Source organism: Micromonospora sp. WMMC415 (assembly GCF_009707425.1).
Taxonomy (GTDB): domain Bacteria; phylum Actinomycetota; class Actinomycetes; order Mycobacteriales; family Micromonosporaceae; genus Micromonospora.
Window position 1 is genome coordinate 63,862 of sequence record NZ_CP046104.1, and the last position, 23,032, is coordinate 86,893.

General features: G+C 72.8%; 22 protein-coding genes. 13 read left to right on the forward strand and 9 right to left on the reverse strand.

The window, feature by feature from the left end; translation table 11 throughout:
- The first annotated feature begins 66 nt into the window (after positions 1–66).
- Positions 67–1,170, forward strand: a complete 1,104-nt coding sequence (gene mycP, locus GKC29_RS00310) for a type VII secretion-associated serine protease mycosin (protein WP_155333917.1) — start codon at positions 67–69, stop codon at positions 1,168–1,170.
- Between the two features lie 34 nt (positions 1,171–1,204).
- Here mycP and GKC29_RS00315 read toward each other — a convergent pair whose 3' ends face one another.
- Together GKC29_RS00315 and GKC29_RS00320 are read right to left on the reverse strand one after the other, a co-directional pair.
- Positions 1,205–1,630, reverse strand: coding sequence for a PIN domain nuclease (locus GKC29_RS00315; protein ID WP_155328892.1), 426 nt, complete (start codon positions 1,628–1,630; stop codon positions 1,205–1,207).
- Entirely contained in the window at positions 1,627–1,842 is a 216-nt protein-coding gene (locus tag GKC29_RS00320) for a type II toxin-antitoxin system VapB family antitoxin (protein ID WP_230688863.1), read from the reverse strand. Before GKC29_RS00320 ends, GKC29_RS00315 begins: the two co-directional genes overlap by 4 nt.
- Before the next feature lie 116 nt (positions 1,843–1,958).
- Between GKC29_RS00320 and GKC29_RS00325 the strand changes: the two genes are divergently transcribed.
- Positions 1,959–2,615: a nucleoside triphosphate pyrophosphatase gene (locus tag GKC29_RS00325; protein WP_155328893.1), complete on the forward strand. Its 657-nt coding sequence runs from the start codon at positions 1,959–1,961 to the stop codon at positions 2,613–2,615.
- Between the two features lie 22 nt (positions 2,616–2,637).
- Positions 2,638–3,291 (forward strand): O-methyltransferase, encoded by a 654-nt coding sequence (locus tag GKC29_RS00330; protein WP_155328894.1) that lies wholly within the window; start codon positions 2,638–2,640, stop codon positions 3,289–3,291.
- A gap of 116 nt (positions 3,292–3,407) precedes the next feature.
- Here GKC29_RS00330 and GKC29_RS00335 read toward each other — a convergent pair whose 3' ends face one another.
- The gene (locus GKC29_RS00335; protein ID WP_155328895.1) at positions 3,408–4,634 is read right to left on the reverse strand and encodes a sugar MFS transporter; all 1,227 of its coding nucleotides are present in this window, start codon (positions 4,632–4,634) and stop codon (positions 3,408–3,410) included.
- Positions 4,635–4,820: 186 nt separating this feature from the next.
- Here GKC29_RS00335 and GKC29_RS00340 point away from each other — a divergent pair, with 186 nt between their 5' ends.
- Positions 4,821–6,572: a biotin carboxylase N-terminal domain-containing protein gene (locus GKC29_RS00340; protein ID WP_155328896.1), complete on the forward strand. Its 1,752-nt coding sequence runs from the start codon at positions 4,821–4,823 to the stop codon at positions 6,570–6,572.
- A 63-nt stretch (positions 6,573–6,635) separates the two neighbouring features.
- On the opposite strand, the gene GKC29_RS00345 is transcribed toward GKC29_RS00340, so the two are convergent.
- Both GKC29_RS00345 and GKC29_RS00350 read right to left on the reverse strand, forming a co-directional pair.
- A complete protein-coding gene (locus GKC29_RS00345; RefSeq protein WP_155328897.1) occupies positions 6,636–7,478 on the reverse strand; it encodes an IS5 family transposase in 843 nt (280 codons plus the stop codon).
- A 138-nt stretch (positions 7,479–7,616) separates the two neighbouring features.
- On the reverse strand, positions 7,617–8,507 hold the full coding sequence (locus GKC29_RS00350) for a LysR family transcriptional regulator ArgP (protein ID WP_155328898.1): 891 nt from the start codon (positions 8,505–8,507) through the stop codon (positions 7,617–7,619).
- A gap of 70 nt (positions 8,508–8,577) precedes the next feature.
- Here GKC29_RS00350 and GKC29_RS00355 point away from each other — a divergent pair, with 70 nt between their 5' ends.
- Together GKC29_RS00355 and GKC29_RS00360 are read left to right on the forward strand one after the other, a co-directional pair.
- On the forward strand, positions 8,578–9,174 hold the full coding sequence (locus GKC29_RS00355; protein ID WP_155328899.1) for a LysE/ArgO family amino acid transporter: 597 nt from the start codon (positions 8,578–8,580) through the stop codon (positions 9,172–9,174).
- A gap of 133 nt (positions 9,175–9,307) precedes the next feature.
- Complete coding sequence (locus GKC29_RS00360; RefSeq protein ID WP_155328900.1) at positions 9,308–10,747, forward strand: GuaB1 family IMP dehydrogenase-related protein; 1,440 nt, start codon at positions 9,308–9,310, stop codon at positions 10,745–10,747.
- Between the two features lie 57 nt (positions 10,748–10,804).
- Here GKC29_RS00360 and GKC29_RS00365 read toward each other — a convergent pair whose 3' ends face one another.
- Positions 10,805–12,430: a DHA2 family efflux MFS transporter permease subunit gene (locus GKC29_RS00365; RefSeq protein WP_155328901.1), complete on the reverse strand. Its 1,626-nt coding sequence runs from the start codon at positions 12,428–12,430 to the stop codon at positions 10,805–10,807.
- A 54-nt stretch (positions 12,431–12,484) separates the two neighbouring features.
- Here GKC29_RS00365 and GKC29_RS00370 point away from each other — a divergent pair, with 54 nt between their 5' ends.
- Positions 12,485–13,012 carry a MarR family winged helix-turn-helix transcriptional regulator gene (locus tag GKC29_RS00370; RefSeq protein ID WP_155328902.1) on the forward strand — a complete coding sequence of 176 codons (528 nt, stop codon included), beginning with the start codon at positions 12,485–12,487 and terminating at the stop codon, positions 13,010–13,012.
- A 1-nt stretch (position 13,013) separates the two neighbouring features.
- Here GKC29_RS00370 and GKC29_RS00375 read toward each other — a convergent pair whose 3' ends face one another.
- Positions 13,014–13,583: a TetR/AcrR family transcriptional regulator gene (locus GKC29_RS00375; RefSeq protein WP_155328903.1), complete on the reverse strand. Its 570-nt coding sequence runs from the start codon at positions 13,581–13,583 to the stop codon at positions 13,014–13,016.
- Positions 13,584–13,665: 82 nt separating this feature from the next.
- On the opposite strand from GKC29_RS00375, the gene GKC29_RS00380 reads away from it, so the two are divergent.
- The 4 genes from GKC29_RS00380 (at position 13,666) to GKC29_RS00395 (ending at position 18,401) form a co-directional block, all read left to right on the forward strand.
- On the forward strand, positions 13,666–14,112 hold the full coding sequence (locus GKC29_RS00380; protein WP_155328904.1) for a DoxX family membrane protein: 447 nt from the start codon (positions 13,666–13,668) through the stop codon (positions 14,110–14,112).
- A gap of 25 nt (positions 14,113–14,137) precedes the next feature.
- Positions 14,138–14,602 carry a MarR family winged helix-turn-helix transcriptional regulator gene (locus tag GKC29_RS00385; RefSeq protein WP_155328905.1) on the forward strand — a complete coding sequence of 155 codons (465 nt, stop codon included), beginning with the start codon at positions 14,138–14,140 and terminating at the stop codon, positions 14,600–14,602.
- A complete protein-coding gene (locus GKC29_RS00390) occupies positions 14,596–16,329 on the forward strand; it encodes an ABC transporter ATP-binding protein (protein WP_155328906.1) in 1,734 nt (577 codons plus the stop codon). The genes GKC29_RS00385 and GKC29_RS00390 overlap by 7 nt, the downstream gene beginning before the upstream one ends.
- 164 nt (positions 16,330–16,493) lie before the next feature.
- Positions 16,494–18,401: an ABC transporter ATP-binding protein gene (locus tag GKC29_RS00395; protein WP_155328907.1), complete on the forward strand. Its 1,908-nt coding sequence runs from the start codon at positions 16,494–16,496 to the stop codon at positions 18,399–18,401.
- Positions 18,402–18,451: 50 nt separating this feature from the next.
- On the opposite strand, the gene thrS is transcribed toward GKC29_RS00395, so the two are convergent.
- Positions 18,452–19,669 (reverse strand): threonine--tRNA ligase, encoded by a 1,218-nt coding sequence (gene thrS, locus GKC29_RS00400; RefSeq protein ID WP_155328908.1) that lies wholly within the window; start codon positions 19,667–19,669, stop codon positions 18,452–18,454.
- 583 nt (positions 19,670–20,252) lie between these two features.
- Here thrS and GKC29_RS00405 point away from each other — a divergent pair.
- Together GKC29_RS00405 and GKC29_RS00410 are read left to right on the forward strand one after the other, a co-directional pair.
- Positions 20,253–20,891 (forward strand): DedA family protein, encoded by a 639-nt coding sequence (locus GKC29_RS00405; protein ID WP_155328909.1) that lies wholly within the window; start codon positions 20,253–20,255, stop codon positions 20,889–20,891.
- A 149-nt stretch (positions 20,892–21,040) separates the two neighbouring features.
- Entirely contained in the window at positions 21,041–21,658 is a 618-nt protein-coding gene (locus tag GKC29_RS00410; protein ID WP_155328910.1) for a DUF998 domain-containing protein, read from the forward strand.
- Here the strand turns inward: GKC29_RS00410 and GKC29_RS00415 are convergent.
- Positions 21,615–23,018 carry an NAD(P)H-quinone dehydrogenase gene (locus tag GKC29_RS00415; protein WP_155328911.1) on the reverse strand — a complete coding sequence of 468 codons (1,404 nt, stop codon included), beginning with the start codon at positions 23,016–23,018 and terminating at the stop codon, positions 21,615–21,617. The two genes, GKC29_RS00410 and GKC29_RS00415, sit on opposite strands and share 44 nt — an antisense overlap.
- Positions 23,019–23,032 lie beyond the last annotated feature (14 nt).

Here is a 23,032-nt window from a genome sequence, read left to right on the forward strand (position 1 = left end):
CACCAGGTGACTTCGCGTCTAAGGCGGGTCTTGATCGCTCTTTCGAGCCTGACAGCACTGCTTGGTATGGGAGTACCTGCACACGGCAAATCTTTAACTCCCGCACCCAACGGGGCTGACCGCATCCGTGCAGACCAGTGGCACTTGGACTACCTCGACGTCGAGGCCGCTCATCGCATCAGCCAAGGTGAGGGCGTAATAGTGGCAATACCCGATACCGGAGTAGACCCCCACCCTGACCTCAAAGAGAATTTACTGCCGGGCACCAGCCTCCTCCCAGGGGCCGTGGGTGACGCCCGGGAAGATCCGAACAGTCATGGCACAGCTATGGCTGGCATCATCGGCGCCCACGGTCGTCCTGACAAAGTCGGAGCACTAGGCATCGCACCACGAGCCCAAATTCTCCCAATAAGAACATCTGACGCAGATAACGAGGGCAATGCGGATCGCCTAGCTGGGGGAATTGAATACGCCGTTGCCGCTGGCGCAGACGTCGTCAGCATTTCTGGCGGAGGAGTCACTTCCTCGCACCTGTTCCGTGCACTTCGGGCTGCACGAGCAGCCGATGTAGTCGTTGTAGCTGCGGCAGGAAACCGGCCGGATGATCAAAGCGTGATCTTTCCAGCATCGGCCGAGGGCGTCATTGCCGTCGGCGGAATAGATCGCAGCGGAAAAATAGCCATGATAGCAGCGACAGGGCCACAAATCGACATAGCTGCGCCGGCGGTGGATATCTACAGCACGGGGAGAGGTGGCAGATATCTAAAGAGTACTGGCACCTCAAATTCCACTGCCATTGTTGCTGGGGCGGTTGCTTTGATCCGGGCGAAGTATCCGCATCTGCCGGCGGATGAGGTGGTGCATCGGTTGACTGCGACGGCTGTCGACAAGGGACCGCCTGGGCGGGACGACCAGTACGGCTATGGCGTGATCGACATCGTCGCTGCGCTCACTGCCGACGTACCTCCGCTCGGCTTCGAATCTGCAACCGCTGCCGCGCCAGCCGCCCGACCGACGGAAGCCGAGGCGGAGCGGTCTGACAGCGACCGGGCAGCGACAACTCGTGGCCTCGTCACGTTGGGAGTCATCGTGGCAGCGGGCGGTGCGTGGGCCTTCATCGCCAGGCGCCGCCGGCGCAGCGATGATCCACCGCCCCGCATCAGCCGGTGAGGCTAGAGGCGATCAAGAGCACCCGGGCCCGCGACTACTTGATCGAACCCGCGCGAGCCACCCACGTGGCGGGCTGCCCGGTCACGTTCGCGATCTGATCGAAGTCGCGGTCGTAATGCAGCAGGGACATACCGTGGTACTCGGCCGTTGCCGCGATGAGCAGATCCACCGCGCCGGCGGAGCGATGCACGCCCCGCAATGTGAGGTCGTGCTGGATCTCGGCAGCCCGCTCGTAGCCGCGGTCCGGCATCATCACCCAGCCGAACACCGTTCGGAGTTGATGCTGAAGCCACTCGCGGTCTGCGGCGGACCGGGCGGTGTACAGGAACTCCAACTCGACGACGGGACAGACGGCGATCAGACCGGCCGTCAGGGGCGACTCCCACCGGGCGCGCAGTTCAGCGTTGCGCAGCAGACGAACCAGTGCGCTGGTGTCGACCAGGTAGTCAGCAAGCCTCACGGCCGGTAGGCGCCCTTGTCGAGCAGTTCATCGAAGTCACCGGCCTCAGCGCGGTTGGCGAGTTCGGCGAGCGCCCTGGCGCGACGGAGCCTCGCCGCGCCCTCCCGGAGTGCCACATTCACCGTTTCCTTCTTGGTCTTGGTCCCGAAGGCCTCGGCGGCATCGGCCAGGGCCTCGTCGTCCACATCCACCAGTATCTTGGTCATGGCCATCCCTATATACCGTGAAGGCTTCCAGTATATCTTCAGCGCGGTCCCGAATCGGGCCGTTCGGCGCTCTGCGGCCCGTCGTGCCCCAGCTGTCCACGGCGCCCGGTAACGTCGGCGGGGTGTCCCGATCTCTGCCGCTCCGTCTCGTGCTCGCCTCGGCCAGCCCCGCCCGCCGCAAGACCCTCCAGGCCGCCGGCATCGAGCCGGACGTGCTGGTCAGCGGCGTCGACGAATCGTTGGTGGTGACGGACCGGGCGGAGGAGCTCTGCCTCGAACTGGCACGGCTCAAGGCACAGGCTGTCCTGACCCGGCTGCGGCCGTCCGACGACCAGCGGACGCTGGTGATCGGGTGCGACTCGGTGCTGGAGTTCGACGGCGGGATCTTCGGCAAGCCGGCCGACGCGGCGGAGGCCGTACGCCGGTGGAAGCGGATGCGGGGGCGCAGCGGCGTCCTGCACAGCGGGCACTGCCTCGTCGACATCGTGGCGGGTCGCCGGGCCGAGGCGGTCGCCTCGACGACCGTGCACTTCGCCGACATCAGCGACGACGAAGTCGCGACGTACGTCGCCACGGGCGAGCCGCTGGCGGTGGCCGGTGCGTTCACGATCGACGGGCTGGGCGGGCCGTTCGTGGAACGGATCGACGGCGACCCGGGCACCGTGGTGGGCCTGTCCCTACCCCTGCTTCGTCGGCTCCTGGCCGAACTGGACCTGCGGATCACCGACCTGTGGACGAAGGTCACGCCGGGCAACCAGTCGGTCGAGCCGCTCGCCTGACGCCGGTACGAGGAGAGGCACGATGACCACGAAGTCCATCCCGCTCACGCCGGAGCTGCACGCGTACCTCGTGGCGCACGGCTCACCGCCGGACGACGTGATGCGGGACCTGATCGACGAGACGCGCGCGGCGTTGCCGGACGACGCGCAGATGCAGGTGGCCCCGGAGCAGGCCGCGTTCCTGACCTTCCTGACCCGGCTCCTGGGCGTGCGGCAGGCGGTCGAGGTGGGCACCTTCACCGGGCTGTCCGCGCTGGCGATCGCCCGTGGCCTGGCCCAGGGTGGGCGGCTGACCTGCCTGGACATCTCCGAGGAGTACACGGGCATCGCCCGGCGGTACTGGGCCCGCGCGGGCGTGGCGGACCGGATCGACCTGCGGATCGGGCCGGCCGCCGACACGCTGCACGAGATGCCGCACGACCGTCACCTCGATTTCGCCTTCATCGACGCGGACAAGACCGGGTACCCGATCTACTGGTCGGAGCTGGTGCCACGGATGCGCCCCGGCGGAGTGATCGCGGTGGACAACGTCCTGCGTGGCGGCCGGGTCATCGCACCGCAGGACGCGGCGGACCGGGCGATCGCGGCGTTCAACGACGAGGTCCTGGCCGACGTCCGGGTCGAGGCGGTCATGCTCCCCGTCGCTGACGGACTCACGCTGGCCCGGGTGCTGTAGGGCCTGCGCCGACCTGCGGCGGGCCGAGGCGACGACCAAGCATCGCCGCGTCCGGCGACGGCCGCAGGCCGCGACGGCCAAGCACCGCCGCTGGCGACGGGCAAGGACCGCCGGTTTTAGGCAGCGCCGACCGGGGTCCGGGCGGCCTCCGGGGTCGGGGCGCGGAGGGCCCGGCCGAGGCGGACGGCGAGCAGCGCGGCCACCCCGATGAAGGCGGGCAGGAGCAGAAACGCCAGGTGCGGGCCGACCTCGTCGGCCACCCAGCCGAGGGCGACCGGCGCGATCCCGAAACCCACCCCCATCGAGTACGACGCCCAACCGGCCGCCCTGTCCGCGGCGGGCCCCGCGACGGCGAGCGCGATCGAGATCGCCAAGGGGTAGTGCAGTGCGTTGCCGAGGCCGAGCAGAAGCAGTCCGGCGACCGCGAGGCCCCCGACCGGGGTGGCCCAGAACAGGGCGAAACCGGCCAGGGAGAGTCCCAGCGCAGCGAGCAGCAGCGGGACGGGCCGGTACCGCAGGGCGATACGGCCGCCGACCACCCGCCCGGCGAACATCCCGCCGACGATCGCGGCCACGGCGGCCGAGGCGGCGCCCGCGCCGAGCCCGGCGTGCGTACGGAGCACGTCGGCGGTCCAGAGCGACAGGCACACCTCGATCGAACCGGTCACCGCCATGAGGACCCAGGCGACCCAGTACGCCTGCGGCAGCCGCCGAGAGACCGCCGTGCCGGGGGCGGGCACCGCCGGCCGGGCACCGGCAGCCGCGGCAGCGGGGTCGGCCAGCGGTCCGCGTACCCGGAAGGTCAGGGCGGCGAGCGCGACCAACGCGATCAGGCCGACCTCGGCGGCCATCGCCGGCCGCCAGCCCCACCCCGCGTCCACGCTGGCGCCGATGACCAGCGGAGCGAGGACGCCCATGCCGGCGCAGGCGGCGTTGGCCTCGCTCAGCGCGGCCGGCGCGGCGACGCCGTGCCGGGCGGTGAGCACCACGGTCACGCCGCTGATCACCATCATGCCGAAGGTGGCGATCACCGCCATGGCGGTGATGGTGGCGGGCAGGGCGTGCAGAGTTGCCAGGGCGGTGATGCCGAGTGCGACCCCGGCCAGGCCGGTCCAGATCGCGGGACTGCGGCCGACGCGGCGGGCCAGCGGCGCGAAGAGCGCCCCGCCGAGCAGCGCGCCGACGGCGATGCCGGTGCTGTGCAGGCCGGCGACCGCGGCCGAGGTGCCCTGTTCGTCGCGGAGCAGCGGCACCACCGGGCCGAAGCCGTAGAGGAAGAAGCCCCACAGGCCGAGCTGGGCGTAGGCGAGCCAGGTGGTCCGGTCACGGGTGAGGCGCGGCACTGGCCTCACGCTACAAGCGCCCCACCGTCGCCCCGCTCCGGATGAGAGACAGCTCTCTTTCCCCGGGCCCCACCGGTGAACTGGCGGGCGGCGGCACAGTGCGGCATCCCACACTGAGCGATCGTTAGGTGCGTCAGAGTGGCCGATACACTCCCGGTCAACGACCTCCCGGGAGGAGCCACCAAGGTGCGCAAGGTACTCATCGCCAACCGCGGCGAGATCGCCGTCCGCGTCATCCGCGCCTGCCGCGACGCCGGCCTGGGCAGCGTCGCCGTCTACGCCGACTCGGACCGGGACGCCCTGCACGCCACCCTGGCCGACGAGGCGTACGCCCTCGGCGGTGACACCGCAGCCGACAGCTACCTGCGGATCGACAAGCTGATCGACGTCGCGGGCAAGTCGGGGGCCGACGCCGTGCACCCCGGCTACGGCTTCCTCTCGGAGAACGCCGACTTCGCCCAGGCGGTCATCGACGCCGGGCTGACCTGGGTCGGCCCCACTCCGCAGGCGATCCGCGACCTCGGTGACAAGGTCACCGCCCGGCACATCGCCCAGCGTGCCGGCGCGCCCCTGGTCCCCGGCACGCCGGACCCGGTCGGCAGCGCCGACGAGGTGATGGCCTTCGCCGTGGACCACGGCCTGCCGGTCGCCATCAAGGCGGCCTTCGGCGGCGGCGGGCGCGGTCTCAAGGTGGCCCGCACGATGGAGGAGATCCCGCACCTGTTCGAGTCGGCCACCCGCGAGGCGGTCGCCGCGTTCGGCCGGGGTGAGTGCTTCGTCGAGCGGTACCTGGACAAGCCCCGCCACGTCGAGGCCCAGGTCCTCGCCGACCAGCACGGCAACGTGATCGTGGTCGGCACCCGGGACTGCTCCCTCCAGCGCCGCCACCAGAAGCTGGTCGAGGAGGCCCCGGCGCCGTTCCTCACCGAGGCGCAGCGGACGCAGATCCACGAGTCCGCCAAGGCGATCTGCCGCGAGGCCGGCTACCACGGCGCGGGCACGGTCGAGTACCTGGTCGGCGCCGACGGCACGATCTCCTTCCTGGAGGTCAACACCCGGCTCCAGGTCGAGCACCCGGTGACCGAGGAGACCGCCGGCATCGACCTGGTCCGCGAGCAGTTCCGCATCGCCGACGGCGAGAAGTTGCGCTTCACGGAGGACCCGACGCCGCGCGGGCACTCCATCGAGTTCCGGATCAACGGTGAGGACCCGGGCCGCAACTTCCTGCCCGCGCCGGGCACGATCACCGCGCTGCGCCTGCCCACCGGCCCGGGCGTCCGGGTGGACACCGGTATCTCCGCCGGTGACGTGATCGGCGGCAACTTCGACTCGCTGCTCGCCAAGGTCATCATCACCGGTGAGACGCGCGCCGAGGCGATCGAGCGGGCCCGCCGCGCGCTGGACGAGATGGTCGTCGAGGGCATGGCCACCGCGCTGCCGTTCCACCGCCTGGTGGTCCGGGACGAGGCGTTCACCGCCGAGCCGTTCACCGTGCACACCCGGTGGATCGAGACCGAGTTCGACAACACCGTCCCGGCGTTCACCGCGCCCGCCGGCGCCGTCGAGGGCCCGGCCGAGCGCGAGACCGTCGTGGTCGAGGTGGGCGGCAAGCGGCTGGAGGTCAGCCTCCCGGCCGGCTTCGGCGGGGGTGCGGCCACCGTGTCGCCCGTCGCGAAGAAGCCGGCCCGGCGGGGCGGTGGCGCCAAGGCCGGCGCCGCGGTCAGCGGTGACGCGCTCACCTCGCCGATGCAGGGCACCATCGTGAAGATCGCGGTCGCCGACGGTGACACCGTGGCCGAGGGCGACCTGGTCGTGGTGCTGGAGGCCATGAAGATGGAGCAGCCGCTGCACGCCCACAAGGCGGGCACGATCAGCGGCCTCGGCGCCGAGGTCGGCGCGGTCATCACCGCCGGCGCCGCGATCTGCACCATCGCCTGAGGTGTAAGGAAGGGCCCCTTGTTAACGCCTGCGGTAGTAAGAGGTCGCGCAGATAGGTGGGTTTCATGGTCGGCGGGTGGGGCGGGTGTCCCACCGGTACAGGATCCACGCCTGACGGATGAGGCTACGGATGGTGATGACGGCGTCGGCAAGGTCGAAGTAGGCGTTGATCACGTCTTCTTTGCGTTCGTAGCAGCGTTGTAGCCGGTTGAAGGCGTTGTGCCAGGCGTTCGTGCGCTCGACGTGCCACCGCTGGGTGGCCTGGACCGGGGCTTTGACGCCCTTGCGGGCGATCTCGCCGGTCAGCCTGCGGGCGGTGAGCAGGTCGCGGGTCTTCTGGGAGTCGTACCCGGCGTCCAGGTGCACGGTGATGGTGCCGGGCAGCGGGCCGAGGTCGTCGAGCCGGTCCAGGGTGGATTCCAGCAGCGGGGAGTCGTGGCGGTTGGCGCCGGCCAGGACGCGGCCCAGTGGGATGCCGCGGGCGTCGACCATGACCGAACGTTTCATGCCTTGCTTGCCGCGGTCGACCGGTGAACGGCCAGCGACCTCGCCACCGCCGGGCGCCTTGGTGATGCACCCATCGACGGCAAGGTCGTCCAGCAGCAGCCCGACGAGACGGTCGTAGGCGTTCAGCGCGATCGTCTTGAGCTGGGCGAACACGCCCAGGCGGATCCACTCGTCACGGCGGTTGCGGATCGTGGTGGCCGAGCAGGTCGAGTCGGCGATGCCCTGGTAGGAGCAGCCGAACCGCAGCACCTGCAGCAACTTGTCGAACACGATCCGGTCGGCGACCCGCCGGCGGTGACAGCCCAACGGATGGGTGGGATCGGTAGCGGGGCGGGGTGGCAGCAGCGCGGCGAACTGGTCCCACAAGGGGTCGCTCAGCCATGATGGGACAGCGGGCACAGGCGTTCCAGTGATCACTAGGCGTAGGAACCTTCATGATCACTGACGCCTGTGCCCACCTCCTACCCGGCTCATCCCCGCCGACCTATTTGCGCGCCCTCTAAAAGGGTCCCTTCCTAACAACCGTTCCGGGGCTCGTCAGCGGAGGGTTTCGGCGGCCACCGCGCGGACGGCGGCCGTGAGCGCCGTCAGCGCCGTCGACTCCAGCCGCCAGTGCTGCCAGTACAGCGGGACGTCCGCCGTGCGGCCGGGGGCGATGTCGACGCAGCGCCCGGACGCCAGGTCGGCGTCGGCGATCTGCTCGGGCACCAGCGCCCAGCCGAGCCCCAGCCGGATCGCCTCGCTGAACGCCGGCACCGACGGCAGGTAGTGCGCCGGCGGGTCCAGGGCCCGACCGGTGACCGACCGCAGGAAGCGGTGCTGCAACCGGTCCTTCCGGTCGAACACCATCACCGGCGCCTCCGCCAGCGCGGCCGGGGTGGCGCCCTCGGGCAACCACCGCCCGACGTACGCCGGAGACGCCAGCGCCCGGTAGCGCATGGCGCCGAGCGGCTGCACCCGGCACCCCTGCACCGGCTCCCGCTGGGCGGTCACCGCCGCCGTCACCGATCCGTCGCGGAGCAACTCGGCGGTGTGCTCCTGGTCGTCCTGCCGGATGTCGAAGGAGAGGTCGAGCGGCTCCGGCACCCGGGCCAGCGCGGCGGGAAACCAGGTGCCCAGGGAGTCGGCGTTCACCACCACCGCGACCCGCGTACGCCCCCGGCCACCGCCCAGCGGCCCCCGCGCCTCCGCCAGTGCCTCCTGCTCAAGGAGGGCGAGCTGGCCGGCGAGGCGCAGCAGCGGCTCCCCCGCCTCGGTGGGCCGGCACGGGCGGTGCCGTCGCACCAGGACCTGGCCGACGGTCTCCTCCAGGGTCTTGATCCGCTGGCTCACCGCGGACGGCGTCACGTGCAGCAGCCGGGCGGCAGCGTCGAAGCTCCCCTCGGCGACCACGGCGGCGAGCGTCCGGAGCTGAACGGCGTCGAGCATGAGGAAATCTTACGGAACATCAAAATCTTTAGCTGGACCGCATGAAGCGGGTCCGCCTACCGTCGATGGGGTGATCGCCTCCGCCCTCGCCGGGTTCTCGCTCTCCGTCGCCCTGATCGTCGCCATCGGCGCGCAGAACGCGTTCGTCCTGCGTCAGGGGCTGCGCCGCGAGCACGTCGTACCGGTCGTCCTCACCTGCGCGTTCTCCGACGCCCTGCTGATCGGCGCCGGCATCGCCGGGGTGGGTGCCCTGGTGGCGGACCGGCCCGGCCTGCTCACCGCCGTACGGTGGGGCGGCGCCGCGTTCCTGCTGTGCTACGCGGTGCTCGCCGCCCGCCGCGCGTGGCGTCCGGACGCGTTGCGACCCGCCGACCGTCCGCCGGCCCGCCTGCGGACCACCCTGCTGGCGTGCCTCGCCTTCACCTACCTCAACCCGCACGTCTACCTGGACACCGTGCTGCTGCTCGGCGGCGTCGCCCAGCAGCACCCGCACCGGTGGGTGTTCGGGGTGGGAGCGGCCACGGCCAGCCTCGCCTGGTTCACGGCGCTCGGGGCGGGCGCGTACCGGCTCGGGCCGGTGCTCGCGCGTACCGCGGTGTGGCGGGTGCTCGACGGCGTGATCGCCGTGGTGATGGCCGGGCTGGCGGCGGCGCTGCTGCTGGCCTGACTGTGATTTTCTGCGCGACCGCCTGCCGACTGCGGCTGTTAAGAAGGGGCCCTTCCTCTACCGCAGGCGTTAACAAGGGGCCCTTCCTTGCCCCTCGGCGGCGGAGGGGGCGGTGGGAGGTCATGATGGCCGGGTGCAGTTCCTTCACGGCGCGGTCCCCGCGCACGACCTGACCTACAACGACGTCTTCATGGCGCCGGCCCGCTCCGAGGTCGCGTCCCGCCTCGACGTCGACCTTGCGACCAGCGACGGGACGGGCACCACCATCCCGCTGGTGGTGTCGAACATGACCGCGGTGTCCGGCCGGCGGATGGCGGAGACGGTCGCCCGGCGCGGTGCCATCGCGGTGATCCCCCAGGACATCCCGATCGAGGTGGTCGCGAACGTCGTCGCCTGGGTCAAGCAGCGGCACCTGGTGCATGACACGGCGATCACACTCGGCCCGACCGACACTGTCGGTGACGCGATCCACCTCCTGCCGAAGCGGGCGCACGGCGCGGTGATCGTGGTCGACGAGGCGGGCCGGCCGGTCGGCGTGGTGACCGAGGCGGACACGGTGGGTGTGGACCGGTTCGCGCAGTTGCGGCACGTGATGTCGACCGAGCTGCACACCGTGCCGGCGGACGCGGACCCGCGTACCGGCTTCGACCGGCTCTCGGCGGGCCGCCGCCGGCTCGCTCCCGTGGTGGACGCGCAGGGACGGCTGGTCGGGGTGCTGACCCGGCAGGGCGCACTGCGCGCGACGCTGTACAAGCCGGCCGTCGACGACCGGGGCCGGCTCCGGATCGCCGCGGCGGTCGGCATCAACGGCGACGTCGCCGGCAAGGCCAAGGCGCTGCTGGAGGCCGGGGTCGACACGCTGGTCGTGGACACCGCGCACGGCCACCAGGAGCGGATGATCTCCGCCCTGCGGACGGTGCGCAAGGTCGACCCGGCCGTCCCGGTCGCGGCCGGCAACGTGGTCACCGCCGACGGGGTACGCGATCTCGTCGAGGCGGGCGCCGACATCGTGAAGGTGGGCGTCGGCCCGGGCGCGATGTGCACCACCCGGATGATGACCGGGGTGGGCCGGCCCCAGTTCTCGGCCGTGCTGGACTGCGCCGCGGCGGCACGCGAGCTGGGCCGGCACGTGTGGGCCGACGGTGGGGTCCGGCATCCGCGTGACGTGGCGCTGGCGCTGGCGGCGGGCGCCTCGAACGTGATGATCGGCTCGTGGTTCGCCGGCACGTACGAGTCGCCCGGCGACCTCTACGTCGAGGCGGACGGCCGGCGCTACAAGGAGAGCTTCGGCATGGCCTCGGCCCGCGCGGTGAGCGCCCGGACGGCGGAGGATTCCGCGTACGACCGCGCCCGGAAGGCGATCTTCGAGGAGGGCATCTCCTCGGCACGGATGTACCTCGACCCGAACCGGCCCGGCGTCGAGGACCTGATCGACGAGATCATCTCCGGGGTACGCAGCGCCTTCACCTACGCCGGGGCGCACAATCTCGCGGAGTTCCACGAGCGGGCGCTGGTCGGCGTGCAGAGCGCGGCCGGCTACACCGAGGGGATGCCGCTGCCGACGAGCTGGTGACCGGCTGAACCGGGCGGCCTCGGTGACCGGCCCGGCCGCCCGGCGTCGGTGGCCGGCTCAGCCGCCCGACGTCGTCGCCGGCGCCGGCCGCCGGGACGGCGGCGACGGCTCGGGGCGGTCCCGGGGCAGCCGGGCGCAGGCGAGCAGGCCGATCAGGAGGAAGCCGGCGGCGCAGAAGGCCGCGTACCGGGTGGCGTCGGAGAGGGCGGCCTTCGCCTCCTGCGCGATCGGCGCCGTACGCGGATCGGCGGCGAGACCGCCGATCGCCGCGCCGGCGCTCTCCCGGACGGCGGCCACGATCTGCTCCCGCTGGGCGGGATCGACGCCGGGCTGGCCGGCGAGCCGGTCGCCGAGGGTCCCACCCAGGCCGGCGAAGAGCACGGTGCCGAGCACCGCGATGCCGAGTGCCGACCCCAGCTGCCGGGCGGTGCTCTGCACGCCGGATCCCTGGCCGCTCTGCCGGACCGGCACCTCTCGCAGCGACACCCCGGTGAGTTGGGCGGTGGCCAGGCCGACGCCGACGCCGTAGAGGAACAGGTAGCCGAGCGGCGCCCACCAGGACGTGTCGGGGGCGACGACCGTGCCGAGGCCGGCGATGCCGGCGAGTTCGGCGGCGACCCCGAGCTGGACGACGCGGGTGGCGCCCCACCGCTGGACCAGAGGTGCGCCGAGACCACTGGCCAGGAAACTGCCGACGGCGAGGGGCAGCAGGGCGAGGCCGGTGTCGAACGCGCTGTAGCCGAGGACGTTCTGGTACCACAGCGGGAGGGCGAAGAGCAGGCCGAACTCGCCGAGGCTGACGATCGCGGCGGCGACGACGGCGTTGCGGAACGAGCCGATCCGGAACAGCGACAGGTCTAGCAGGGCCGCCCGGCCGGCCCGGTCGCGGCGGACCTGGTGGGCGACGAAGCCGGCGAGGGTGACCAGCCCGACCAGCGCGGCGACCGGCACCGGCGAGATCGCGGCCGTCCAGTCCGCCCCGAACAGGCTGAACGGTTTCTCCCGCTCCCACCAGCCGTAGGTGCGCCCCTCGATGAGCGCGAAGACGACACCGGTCAGGCCGACGACCGAGAGCAGGGCGCCCAGCCAGTCGAGCCCCCGCTCCGCGCGCTCGTCCCGCGATTCGCGTACCAGCACGAGCGTGGCGGCCACCACGAGCGCGCCGACCGGCACGTTGATGCCGAACGCCCACCGCCACGACAGCTCGGTGGTGAGCCAGCCGCCGAGGAGCGGGCCGAGGGCGGCGGCCCCGCCGATGGTGGAGCCCCAGATCGCGAACGCGACCCCTTTCTCCCGTCCGGTGAACGTGGCGTTCAACAGGGACAGCGAGGTGGGCAGGATCATGGCACCGCCGAGCCCTTGGAGCACCCGGGCGCCGATCAGCGCCTCGCCGGACCCGGCCACCGCGGCGAGCACGCTGGCCGCGACGAAGACCACGACGCCGGTGACGAACGTCCGCCGCCGGCCGGCGCGGTCGGCGAATCGGCCGGCGACCAGCAGCAGGGCGGCGAAGACGAGGGTGTACGCCTCCTGCACCCACTGCGCGTCCGTGGCGGTGATGCCGAGGTCCCGGATGATCGCGGGCACGGCCACGTTGACGATGGTGGCGTCGACGATGATCGTCGCGACTCCGAGGCTGATCGCGAGGAGTCCCCACCAGCGTGCGCGTCCCTGCTCCGGCATACCCCGCCTCCGATCGCTAGTTTCTCTAGCTACGTGAGATGCTAGCTTTCACCCATGGAACCTCCTCCGTCAACCACCGGCGGCGCGCCCCGCGGACCGTACGGCGAGGCCCCCTCGACGAGCGAGACCGCCCGGGCGCTGCGCGAGGTGATCCGGGCCGCCGGTGACACCCGGGGCGCCCTGGCCCGCCGCCTCGGGATCGGGGCGACCGACGCCGCCGCCATCGACCACCTCGTCTCCAGCCCGGACGCCCTCGGCCCGGTGGAACTGGGCAACCGGCTCGGAATCCGCTCGGCCTCGGCCACCACCCTGGTCGACCGGTTGGTGCGGGCCGGCCACGTCGAGCGCACGCCGCACCCGCAGGACCGGCGCCGGCTGGCGCTCCAGGTCACCGACCAGGCGTACGACGAGGTGCTGGCGGCACTACGGCCGATGCTGGCCGGAATCGAGCAGGCGGTCGCCCGGCTCACACCCGAGCAGGCGGCGGCGACGAGCGCCTTCCTGCGGGAGGTGGCGGCCGTGATGCGGGAGTACGTCGACACCGCCCCCGACGACCCGGGCAGGCGGTCGACGGCGGACTGAGTCAGCGGGGCCCGAAAAGGCGGCGGATGACGGCCCGCGCCGCCGCCCGCGGGTCGTCGCCGGTGTCTGGCGGCAGGGCGCCAGCGTTCCAGAGCGTGGCGAAGCCGTGCACGATCGACCAGGCGGCGAGGGCGTCCCCGGCGGCGTCGCCCGCCGTGCCGTGGCCCGGCGGGAGTTCCGCGACTCCCGCGTGCAGAGCCGCCCCCGACCGCTCCCTCGCGGCTGCCAACTCCGGCGCGTCCGCCCGGTAGAGGTCGGGGCGGAACATCACCTCGAAGTGCGCCCGGTGCCGCACCGCGAAGTCCACGTAGGCCACCCCGGCTTCCACCAGACCGCCGTCGGCAGCGTGCAGCGCCTCGGCGAGCAGGTCGAAGCCCTCCACCGCGAGCGCGGTGAGCAGGCCGGCCTTGTCGCCGAAGTGGTGCGCGGGCGCCGCGTGCGACACGCCGGCCCGCCGGGCGAGGTCGCGCAGGCTCAGCGCCGCCGGCCCGGACTCCTCGATCACCTCGGCCGCCGCGGTGATCAGGGTGCGCCGCAGATCGCCGTGGTGGTAGCTCCCGGTGCCAGTCATGTGCCGATCCTATCTTTCCATTGACAAGATGCCATCGGCGGGGGAAATCTTGACGTCGACAAGATATGCCGAGGAGGTCCTGTTGATTCCACTGATCGCCCTGGTGGCCGGAGCCGCCGTGGCCCGACTGGCCGGCCTGGCCGGCGTGGACGCGGTCGACGGGTGGCAGCCGGCCCTGCGGGTGGGGCTGGCCCTCATGTTCGTCCTGACCGGCGCGGCCCACTTCGGCCCGCGACGCCGGGCCGACCTCGTGGCGATGGTGCCGCCCCGACTCCCGCGCCCCGAACTCCTGGTCACGCTGACCGGGGTGCTCGAACTGCTCGGAGCCGTGGCGCTGCTCGTCCCGGCCACCGCCCGGTGGGCCGCCGCCGGCCTGGCGGTGCTGATGGTCGCCATGTTCCCGGCGAACGTGTCGGCGGCCCGGCGTCGCCTCACCCTGGCGGGCCGCCCGGTGACGCCGATCGGCGTCCGCTCGGCTCTCCAGGTGCTCTTCGTCGCCACCGCCGTCGCAATTTCGTTTGGCCCCTGACTGTCAGGCCGCTAACCTGGCGCTCATGGACCTGATCCGCCTCGACGACGTCCCACTCGGGCGGCTGCTGGTGGTGGCCGGGCACCTCACCAGCCAGCGGTGGAACCGCTGGCTCGCCGAGGAGCACGGCCTCACCCAGGCCGGCATGGTCACCCTGCTGACCCTGGCCGAGCACGGCGAGCTGCCGCACCGCGCGGTGGCCGAGCGGTGCTTCGTCAAGCCGGCCACCCTGACCGGCATCGTCGACACCCTGGAACGCGACGGCCTGGTCGAGCGGCAGCGGCACGCCACCGACCGGCGCAGCGTCAAACTGGCGCTCACCCCCACCGGGCGGGCCCGCGCCGACGCGCTCCGGGCGATGATGCGCTCCGACCGTCCACTCACCCCGGTCGACGCCGACCCGGCGAAGGCGGCGGTGGTCCGGGAATTCCTGCTCGCGGTCATCGGCAGCGCGGACGCCGCCATGCCGGAGGGCGGTCCGACGTGCTGATCCGGCTGCTGCGCACGCACCTGCGCCCGTACCGCCGCCCGTTGGCCGCGGTGGTGGCCCTCCAGTTCGTCGGCACGATGGCCTCGCTCTACCTGCCGAGCCTCAACGCCGACATCATCGACCTCGGCATCGCCCGGGGCGACACCGGCTACATCGTCCGGACCGGCGGCTGGATGCTCGCGGTCAGCCTGGTCCAGATCGTCTGTGCGATCGCCGCCGTCTACCTCGGCGCCCGCACCGCGGCAGCCTTCGGCCGGGACGTCCGGGCGGCGGTCTTCGCGCACGTGAACCGCTTCTCCGCCCGCGAGGTCGCCCGGTTCGGCGCCCCGTCGCTGATCACCCGCAACACCAACGACGTGCAGCAGGTGCAGGTGCTCGTGCTGATGAGCGCCATCGCGCTGGTGGCCGCGCCGATCATGAGCGTCGGCGGCGTGGTGATGGCGCTGCGCGAGGACGTCGGGCTGTCCTGGCTGATGCTCGTCAGCGTGCCGGTGCTGGCCGTCGGCCTGGGCCTGGTGATCCGGCGGATGGTGCCCGGGTTCCGCCTCATGCAGACCCGCATCGACACGGTGAACCGGGTACTGCGCGAGCAGATCACCGGCATCCGCGTCGTCCGGGCGTTCGTCCGGGAGCCGTACGAGACGGCACGTTTCGCCGTCGCCAACACCGACCTGACCGCGACGGCCCTGCGGACCGGCCGGCTGGGTGCCCTGATCTTCCCCGTCGTGATGCTGGTGCTCAACGTCTCCAGCGTCGCGGTGCTGTGGTTCGGCGCCCAGCGGGTGGGCGCCGGCGCGATCGAGGTCGGCGCGCTCACCGCCTTCCTGCAGTACCTGATGCAGATCCTGATGGCCGTCATGATGGCCACCTTCATGCTGATGATGGTGCCGCGGGCGGCGGTCTGCGCCGAGCGCGTCGTCGAGGTGCTGGACACCGACTCCTCGGTGACGCCCCCGGCGCGCCCGGTCACCGAGCTGCCGCGGCGGGCCGAGCTGGAGCTGCGGGACGTGCGCTTCCAGTACCCGGGCGCGGCCGAGCCGGTGCTGCGGGACGTCTCGTTCCGGGTGGCGCCGGGCACGACCACGGCGGTCGTCGGCGGCACCGGCGCCGGTAAGACCACCCTGCTCTCCCTGGCCCCGCGGCTCGTCGACGTGACCTCCGGCGCGGTGCTGGTGAACGGGGTGGACGTCCGGGACCTTGCGCCCGACGAGCTGTGGCGGCGGATCGGCCTGGTGCCGCAGCGCCCCTACCTGTTCAGCGGCACGGTGGCGAGCAACCTCCGGCTCGGCAACCCGGACGCGACCGAGGCCGAGCTGTGGGCGGCGCTGGAGGTGGCGCAGGCGCGCGACTTCGTCGAGGCGATGCCCGAAGGGCTGGACGCGCCGATCGCGCAGGGCGGCACCAACGTCTCCGGCGGCCAGCGGCAGCGGCTGGCGATCGCCCGGGCCCTGGTACGCCGGCCGGAGATCTACCTGTTCGACGACTCGTTCTCGGCGCTCGACCTGGGCACCGACGCGCGGCTGCGGGCGGCGTTGCGGCCGGTCACCGAAGACGCGGCGGTCGTCATCGTGGCGCAGCGGGTCTCCACGATCGTCGACGCCGACCAGATCGTCGTCCTGGAGGGCGGGTCGGTGGTCGGGGTCGGTCGGCACGCGGAACTGCTGGCGGACTGCCCCACGTACGCCGAGATCGTCGCGTCCCAGCAGACCACGGGGGTGACGGCGTGAGCGGCGAGCGGACCGGCGGGCACCGCGCGAGGACGCCCCACGGCGGCGTGGGCGACCGACCGGCTCCGGTCGTACCGAAGGGAAGGCCGGCTACCGACGGGGCGGCACCCCGGCGGCTGCCGCCCGGCGGCCAGCGCGGCGGTCCGCCGTGGATGGGGGCCGGGATGCCCGCCGAACGGTCGATGGCCTTCGGGCCGTCGGCCCGGCGGCTGCTCGGGCGGCTGCGACCGCACCGCCCCCAGTTGGTCGGGGTGATCGGGCTCGCGGTGCTCGGCGTCGGGCTCAGCGTGGTCGGGCCGAAGGTGCTCGGGCACGCCACCGACCTGATCTTCGCCGGGGTGCTGGGCCTGCGGCTGCCGCCGGGTACGACGACCGAGCAGGCCGCGGCGGCGGCCCGGGCGGCGGGCGACGACAGCTTCGCCGACCTGATCACCCGGATGGGCGTGGTGCCCGGCGCGGGGATCGACACCTCGGCGCTGGCCCGGGTGCTGCTGCTGGCCCTCGGCCTCTACGTGGCGGCGGCCGCCCTGACCTGGTGGCAGGGGTGGCTGCTCACCGGCGTCGTGCAGCGGACCGTGCACCGGCTGCGCGAGGACGTGGAGGCGAAGCTCAACCGGCTGCCGCTGCCGTACTTCGACCGGCAGCCGCGCGGGGAACTGCTCAGCCGGGTCACCAACGACATCGACAACATCTCCATCAGCCTCCAGCAGACGCTGAGCCAGCTGCTCACCTCGCTGCTCACCGTCGTCGGCGTACTCGCCATGATGTTCTGGATCTCGCCGCTGCTGGCCCTGGTCGCGCTGGTCGCGGTGCCGCTGTCGGTCGTGGTCACCCAGCGGATCGCGAAGCGGTCGCAGGGCCAGTTCATCGCCCAGTGGACCCACACCGGCGAGCTGAACGGGCAGGTCGAGGAGGCGTTCACCGGCCACGAGCTGGTCAAGGTCTTCGGCCGGCAGCGCGAGGTGCAGGCGGCCTTCGCCGCGAAGAACGAGGAGCTGTTCCGGGCCAGCTTCGGTGCCCAGTTCATCTCCGGGATCATCATGCCGGCGATGATGTTCATCGGGAACCTCAGCTACGTGGCGATCGCCGTGGTCGGCGGCCTGCGGGTGGCGTCGGGGACGATGACCCTGGGCGACGTGCAGGCGTTCATCCAGTACTCCCGCCAGTTCACCCAGCCGCTCACCCAGGTCGCGTCGATGGCGAACCTGCTCCAGTCCGGGGTGGCCTCCGCCGAGCGGGTGTTCGCGGTGCTCGACGCCGACGAGCAGACCCCGGACCCGGCCGTGCCGACCCGGGTCACCGACCCGCGCGGACGGGTCGAGTTCAAGCACGTCTCCTTCCGGTACGCCCCGGAGAAGCCGCTGATCGAGGACCTGTCGCTGGTCGCCGAACCCGGGCAGACGGTGGCCATCGTCGGGCCCACCGGCGCCGGCAAGACCACCCTGGTCAACCTGATCATGCGCTTCTACGAACTGGACGCCGGGCGGATCACCCTCGACGGGGTGGACACCACCCGGCTCACCCGCGACGACCTGCGCGGTCGGGTCGGCATGGTGCTCCAGGACACGTGGCTCTTCGGCGGGACGATCCGCGACAACATCGCGTACGGGCGACCGGGCGCCACCGAGGCGGAGATCCTGGCGGCGGCACGGGCGACGTTCGTCGACCGCTTCGTCCGCAGCCTCCCGGACGGCTACGACACCGTCATCGACGAGGACGGAAGCAACGTCAGCGCCGGTGAGAAGCAGCTCATCACCATCGCCCGCGCGTTCCTGGCCGAGCCGTCCCTGCTGATCCTCGACGAGGCGACCAGCTCGGTGGACACGAGGACGGAGGTGCTGCTCCAGCGGGCGATGGCGGCGCTGCGGTCGGACCGCACCAGCTTCGTCATCGCGCACCGGCTGTCCACGATCCGCGACGCCGACCTGATCCTGATGATGGAGGACGGCCGGATCGTCGAGCAGGGCACGCACGACGATCTACTCGCCGCCGACGGGGCGTACGCGCGTCTCCATCGGGCCCAGTTCAGCCGGGCGACGGCGGGCGAGCCCGAGCCGGCGGTGGCGCGGTGAACGCCGCCGGTTCGGTCCCCGCGCACGACGCGCGGGGACCGGAGGGCCGCTCAGCCGGCCAGCAGCAGGTCCGCCGAGCGGGCGGCGACCACCCGTCCGACCAGCCCGAGCGCCTCGGCGGCGGGCACCGGGGCCAGGGCACGGCCGTCCCGCAGGCGCAGCGAGACGCGTCCGTCGGCCGCCTCGCGTGGGCCGATCACCGCCGCGTACGGGACGCGGGCGCGGGCGGCGTCCCGGATCCGGGCGCCCAGCGACCCGGCCTGTTCCACCTCGACGCGCAGCCCGGCAGCGAGCGCGTCGGCGGCGAGGCGCTCGGCCGCCGCGTCCTGCCCGGCGTCGACCGGCAGGACGACCAACTGCACCGGGGCGTACCAGGGCGGGAAGGCGCCCTGGTGCACCTCGATCAGGTACGCGAACAGCCGCTCCATGCTCCCGACCAGGCTGCGGTGCACCATCACCGGCCGCCGCCGCGCCCCGCCCGAGTCGGTGTACGACAGGTCGAAGCGCTCCGGCTTGTCGAAGTCGAGCTGGACGGTCGAGATGGTCGACTCCCGGCCGGCCGCGTCGACGATCTGGACGTCGATCTTCGGGCCGTAGAAGGCCGCCTCGCCCGGACCCTCCGCGTACTCCACCCCGTCGAGCGCGGCGCGCAGCAGGTCCTCGGCCCGCGCCCACCGGGCGTCGTCGCCGACGTACTTCTCCCCCGGCCCGCGCAGCGACAGCCGGAACCCCGCCGGCCGGACGCCGAGCGCGGCGTGCGCCTCGCGGATCAGCCGCAGGATCTCCGCCACCTCCTCGCCGACCTGCTCCAGCGCGCAGAAGTTGTGCGCGTCGTTCAGCGAGATGGCGCGTACCCGGGCCAGCCCGCCCAGCACGCCGGAGCGCTCGGCCCGGTACATGCCGCCCAGCTCGGCGAACCGCAGCGGCAGGTCCCGCCAGGAGCGGCCCCGCGCCCGGTACACCAGCGCGTGGTGCGGGCAGAGCGCCGGCCGCAGCACGAACTCGTCGTCGGCGGAGAGCCGCATCGGCGGGAACATGTCGTCCGCGAAGTAGCCGAGATGCCCGGAGAGCTGGAAGAGTTCCCGCTTGCCCAGCGGCGGGGTGACCACGTGCCGGTAGCCGGCCCGGCGTTCGAGGTCGCGGACGTACTCCTCGACGGCGTGGCGGGCGGCGGCCCCGGCCGGCAGCCAGAGCGGCAGGCCGGCGCCGGCCAGCGGGTCGGAGACGAAGAGGCCCAGCTCACGGCCGAGCCTGCGGTGGTCGATCATGTCGCGCTCCTGGTTCGGGTACGGCCCGGAGGCGACCGGTGCCCGGAACAGCACGAGGCCCCGGGGCGGATCGCCCCGGGGCCTCGTGGACAGACGTGTCAGTGCGGCGCGCCGGGGTTTCCCGGCGTCGTGGTGCGGACCGCACGATTCATGCGGCAAGGGTACGCGGAGCCGCCACCGACGGGCACGTGCATTTCCGGCCGGGGTGCGGGCGGCGGCACCGGGTGTCGGGCGGGCGGCGGCGCTGCGGGCGCGGGCCGGGACCGTCGTGCGGGCGGCGGCGGGACGGGGGCGGGCCGCCGGCACGGGACCTGCCGGCGGCCCGCGGCGGCCTGCTCGTCAGGAACGGGGGACCCGACGGGGCCGCGCGCCGACAACGGTACGCCGATCGACGCCGATCCCGCGAGCGCCCCGGCTCTCCGGAATTCCCGCGAAGGCCGTCACCACCGCATCCACCTGCCCGTTGAACCCCTATGGGCCTGCCGTGTCGGCGATCACGACCGAGGAGGCCCGTCCCGGGTGACGCCGGTCGTTCCGTCAGGCTCACCGACATCCGATCGGCCCGTCCGGCGAGGTGACAGCCGTGCCCGAACTGAGTGAGGTCGCGTCGCCGACGCTGGCGTACATCGCGCTGCTCGGCCTGCTGATCGCCGACGCCTTCATCCCGGTGATCCCCACCCAGGCCATCATGATCACGTCCGGCGCGCTGACCGTCTACGGCGGCCTCAGCCTGCCCGTCACCATCGCGGTCGGCGCGGCGGGCGTCTTCGCCGGCGACCTGGCGTGCTACCTGCTCGGCCGGGGCACGCCGTCCTCCCGGATCGCCGCCACGCTGCGGGCCAGCCGTGCGGCGCGGCGGTCGCGCGAGCCCGGTGCGGCCCGGCGCGTCGCGGGGCGGGTCGCGCGGGGGCTCAGCCGGCCCGGGCCGATGGTGATCATGGTGTGCCGGTTCGTGCCCGGTGGCCGGATGGCGGCGTGCTTCGCGGCGGGCCGTCGCCGCTACCCCTACCGGCTGTTCCTGCTGTACGAGTCGCTGGCCGCCCTGGGCTGGGCGTCGTACGGCGCGCTGGTCGGCCACCTGGGCGGCGCCGCCCTGACCGGCTCGGCCTGGCGCCTGGCGATCATCGCCGGAGCGGCGGCCCTCGGCTTCGCGGCGGCCGGCTGGGCGATGACCCTCCTGACCACCCGCACCACCCGCCCCGCCGACCTCCCATCAGACTGAACACTCGGAACCTGGAAGGAAACGGCCTCCGGAGGGGCCGAAATCTTCCAGGATCTCACCGGGTGAGCGGCACCTAAGGGCTGACCCCGGGATCGATGTCGGTGGGTCGCCCGGATCCGTCTCGGGCGGCTCCGGCGGCAGGCTGAGGCATGCCCGCAAGCCGGAACAGTGGACTGCTCGCACTCGGTGGGATCGCCCTCGCGGCGCTGCTCGCCGTGGTCGGCCACCTCGGCGTGGACGACCTCGACCCCTGGTCGCTGACGGTCAGCGACTTCGCCGTCTCCGATCGGGGCGGCGTCATCGACTACGCCATGGTCGTCCTCGCCGTGGCCACGGCCGTCCTGCTTCCCGCTCTCCGGCGGCTGCGGCGACCCCGGGTGGCGGAGGTGCTGCTGGCGGCCTGGATCGGCGGTCTCCTGCTGGCCGCGGCCGTGCCGACCAACGAGCCGGGCCTGCCGATGGACACCGCCGCGTACGTGCACCGGTACGCCTCCGTCGCGGCGTTCCTGGCGCTGCCGGTCGGCGGTTGGCTCCTCGCCGACCGGCTGCCCGCCGGCACCGCCCGCTGGGTACGCCGGTTCGCCGTCGCCAGTCTCCTGCTCGCCGCCGCGATGGTCTGGTCGGCCTACCCCGGGGACCGGGTGCTGCTCGGCCTCGTGGAGCGCCTGCTGATCCTCGCCGAGGTCGCCCTCCTGGCGACCGTCGCCGCCACGCTGACGACGGTCACTCCAGCTCGTGGAGCATCAGCTGGCGGGCCGCTTCGGTGATCGAGCCGGAGAGGCTCGGGTAGATCGTGATGGTCTGGGCCAGCTCGTTGACCGTCAGGTTGTTCTCCACGGCCATCGTGATCGGCAGGATCAGCTCGCTCGCCTTGGGAGCCACCACCACGCCGCCGATGACCTGGCCGCTGGCGGGACGGCAGAAGAGCTTGACGAAGCCGTCGGAGACCTCGTCCATCTTCGCCCGGGCGTTGCCGGCGAGCGGCAGCATCACCTGGCGGGCGGGGACCTTGCCGGCGTCGACCTCGTCCTGTGAGACGCCGACGGTGGCCAGCTCCGGGTCGGTGAAGACGTTCGCCGCGACGGTCCGCAGGCGCAGCGGCCGGACCGCCTCGCCGAGCGCGTGCCACATCGCGATGCGGCCCTGCATGGCGGCGACGCTGGCCAGCGGCAGCACCCCGGTGCAGTCGCCGGCCGCGTAGATGCCCGGCACGTTGGTCCGGGAGACCCGGTCGACCGTGACGTATCCGCCACGGGCCAGCCCGACGCCGTACTCGGCCAGGCCGAGGTTCGCCGTGTTCGGGATGGAACCGACCGCGATCAGCGCGTGCGAGCCGTGCACCTTGCGGCCGTCGGAGAGCTCGACCTCGACGCCGTCCCCGGTACGGCGGACCGCGTCGGCACGGGAGTTGTTGAGGATGCTCATGCCCCGGCTGCGGAACACCCGCTCGATGGCCATCGCGGCGTCGGCGTCCTCGTGCGGCATCACCCGGTCCCGGCTGGAGACCAGGGTGACCTCGATGCCCATCGCCAGGTACGCGCTGGCGAACTCCGCGCCGGTCACGCCGGAACCGACCACGATCAGGTGCCGGGGCAGCTCGGTGAGGTCGTACACCTGGCGCCAGGTCAGGATGCGCTCGCCGTCCGGCACGGCGGTGGGGAGCTGGCGCGGCGTCGCGCCGGTGGCGATCAGGACGGTGGAGGCGTCGATCGAGTACTCCGCGCCGCCGTCACCGGGCGTGACCACCACCCGGTGGGTGTGACCGAGCGTGTCCTCACCGAGCCGGGCGCTGCCGGCCACGAAGGTCACACCCGCCTTCACAAGCTTCGCGTGGATGTCGGCGGACTGGGCGAGAGCGAGCCGCTTGACCCGCCCGTGGACGGCCGGCGCGTCGACCGTGACCGCCTCCAGGCCGTCGGAGTGCACCCCGAACTCCTCGGTGTCCCGGTAGCCGGTCACCACCTGCGAGCTGGCGATGAAGGTCTTCGACGGCACGCAGTCGGACAGCACGCACGCGCCGCCCGCGCCCTCGGCCTCCACCACGGTGACGTCGGCGTCCAGCTGGGCGGCGACCAGGGCCGCCTCGTAGCCGGCCGGCCCCCCGCCGATGATCACGATCCGGCTCACAGCGCTCGCCCCTC

Coding starts and splice junctions, on each gene's coding strand:
- mycP (WP_155333917.1), top strand. CDS start 67: ATGGGAGTACCTGCACACGGCAAATCTTTAACTCCCGCACCCAACGGG.
- GKC29_RS00320 (WP_230688863.1), bottom strand. CDS start 1,842: ATGGCCATGACCAAGATACTGGTGGATGTGGACGACGAGGCCCTGGCC.
- GKC29_RS00330 (WP_155328894.1), top strand. CDS start 2,638: ATGACCACGAAGTCCATCCCGCTCACGCCGGAGCTGCACGCGTACCTC.
- GKC29_RS00350 (WP_155328898.1), bottom strand. CDS start 8,507: ATGCTCGACGCCGTTCAGCTCCGGACGCTCGCCGCCGTGGTCGCCGAG.
- GKC29_RS00365 (WP_155328901.1), bottom strand. CDS start 12,430: ATGCCGGAGCAGGGACGCGCACGCTGGTGGGGACTCCTCGCGATCAGC.
- GKC29_RS00370 (WP_155328902.1), top strand. CDS start 12,485: ATGGAACCTCCTCCGTCAACCACCGGCGGCGCGCCCCGCGGACCGTAC.
- GKC29_RS00375 (WP_155328903.1), bottom strand. CDS start 13,583: ATGACTGGCACCGGGAGCTACCACCACGGCGATCTGCGGCGCACCCTG.
- GKC29_RS00385 (WP_155328905.1), top strand. CDS start 14,138: ATGGACCTGATCCGCCTCGACGACGTCCCACTCGGGCGGCTGCTGGTG.
- GKC29_RS00395 (WP_155328907.1), top strand. CDS start 16,494: ATGCCCGCCGAACGGTCGATGGCCTTCGGGCCGTCGGCCCGGCGGCTG.
- thrS (WP_155328908.1), bottom strand. CDS start 19,669: ATGATCGACCACCGCAGGCTCGGCCGTGAGCTGGGCCTCTTCGTCTCC.
- GKC29_RS00410 (WP_155328910.1), top strand. CDS start 21,041: ATGCCCGCAAGCCGGAACAGTGGACTGCTCGCACTCGGTGGGATCGCC.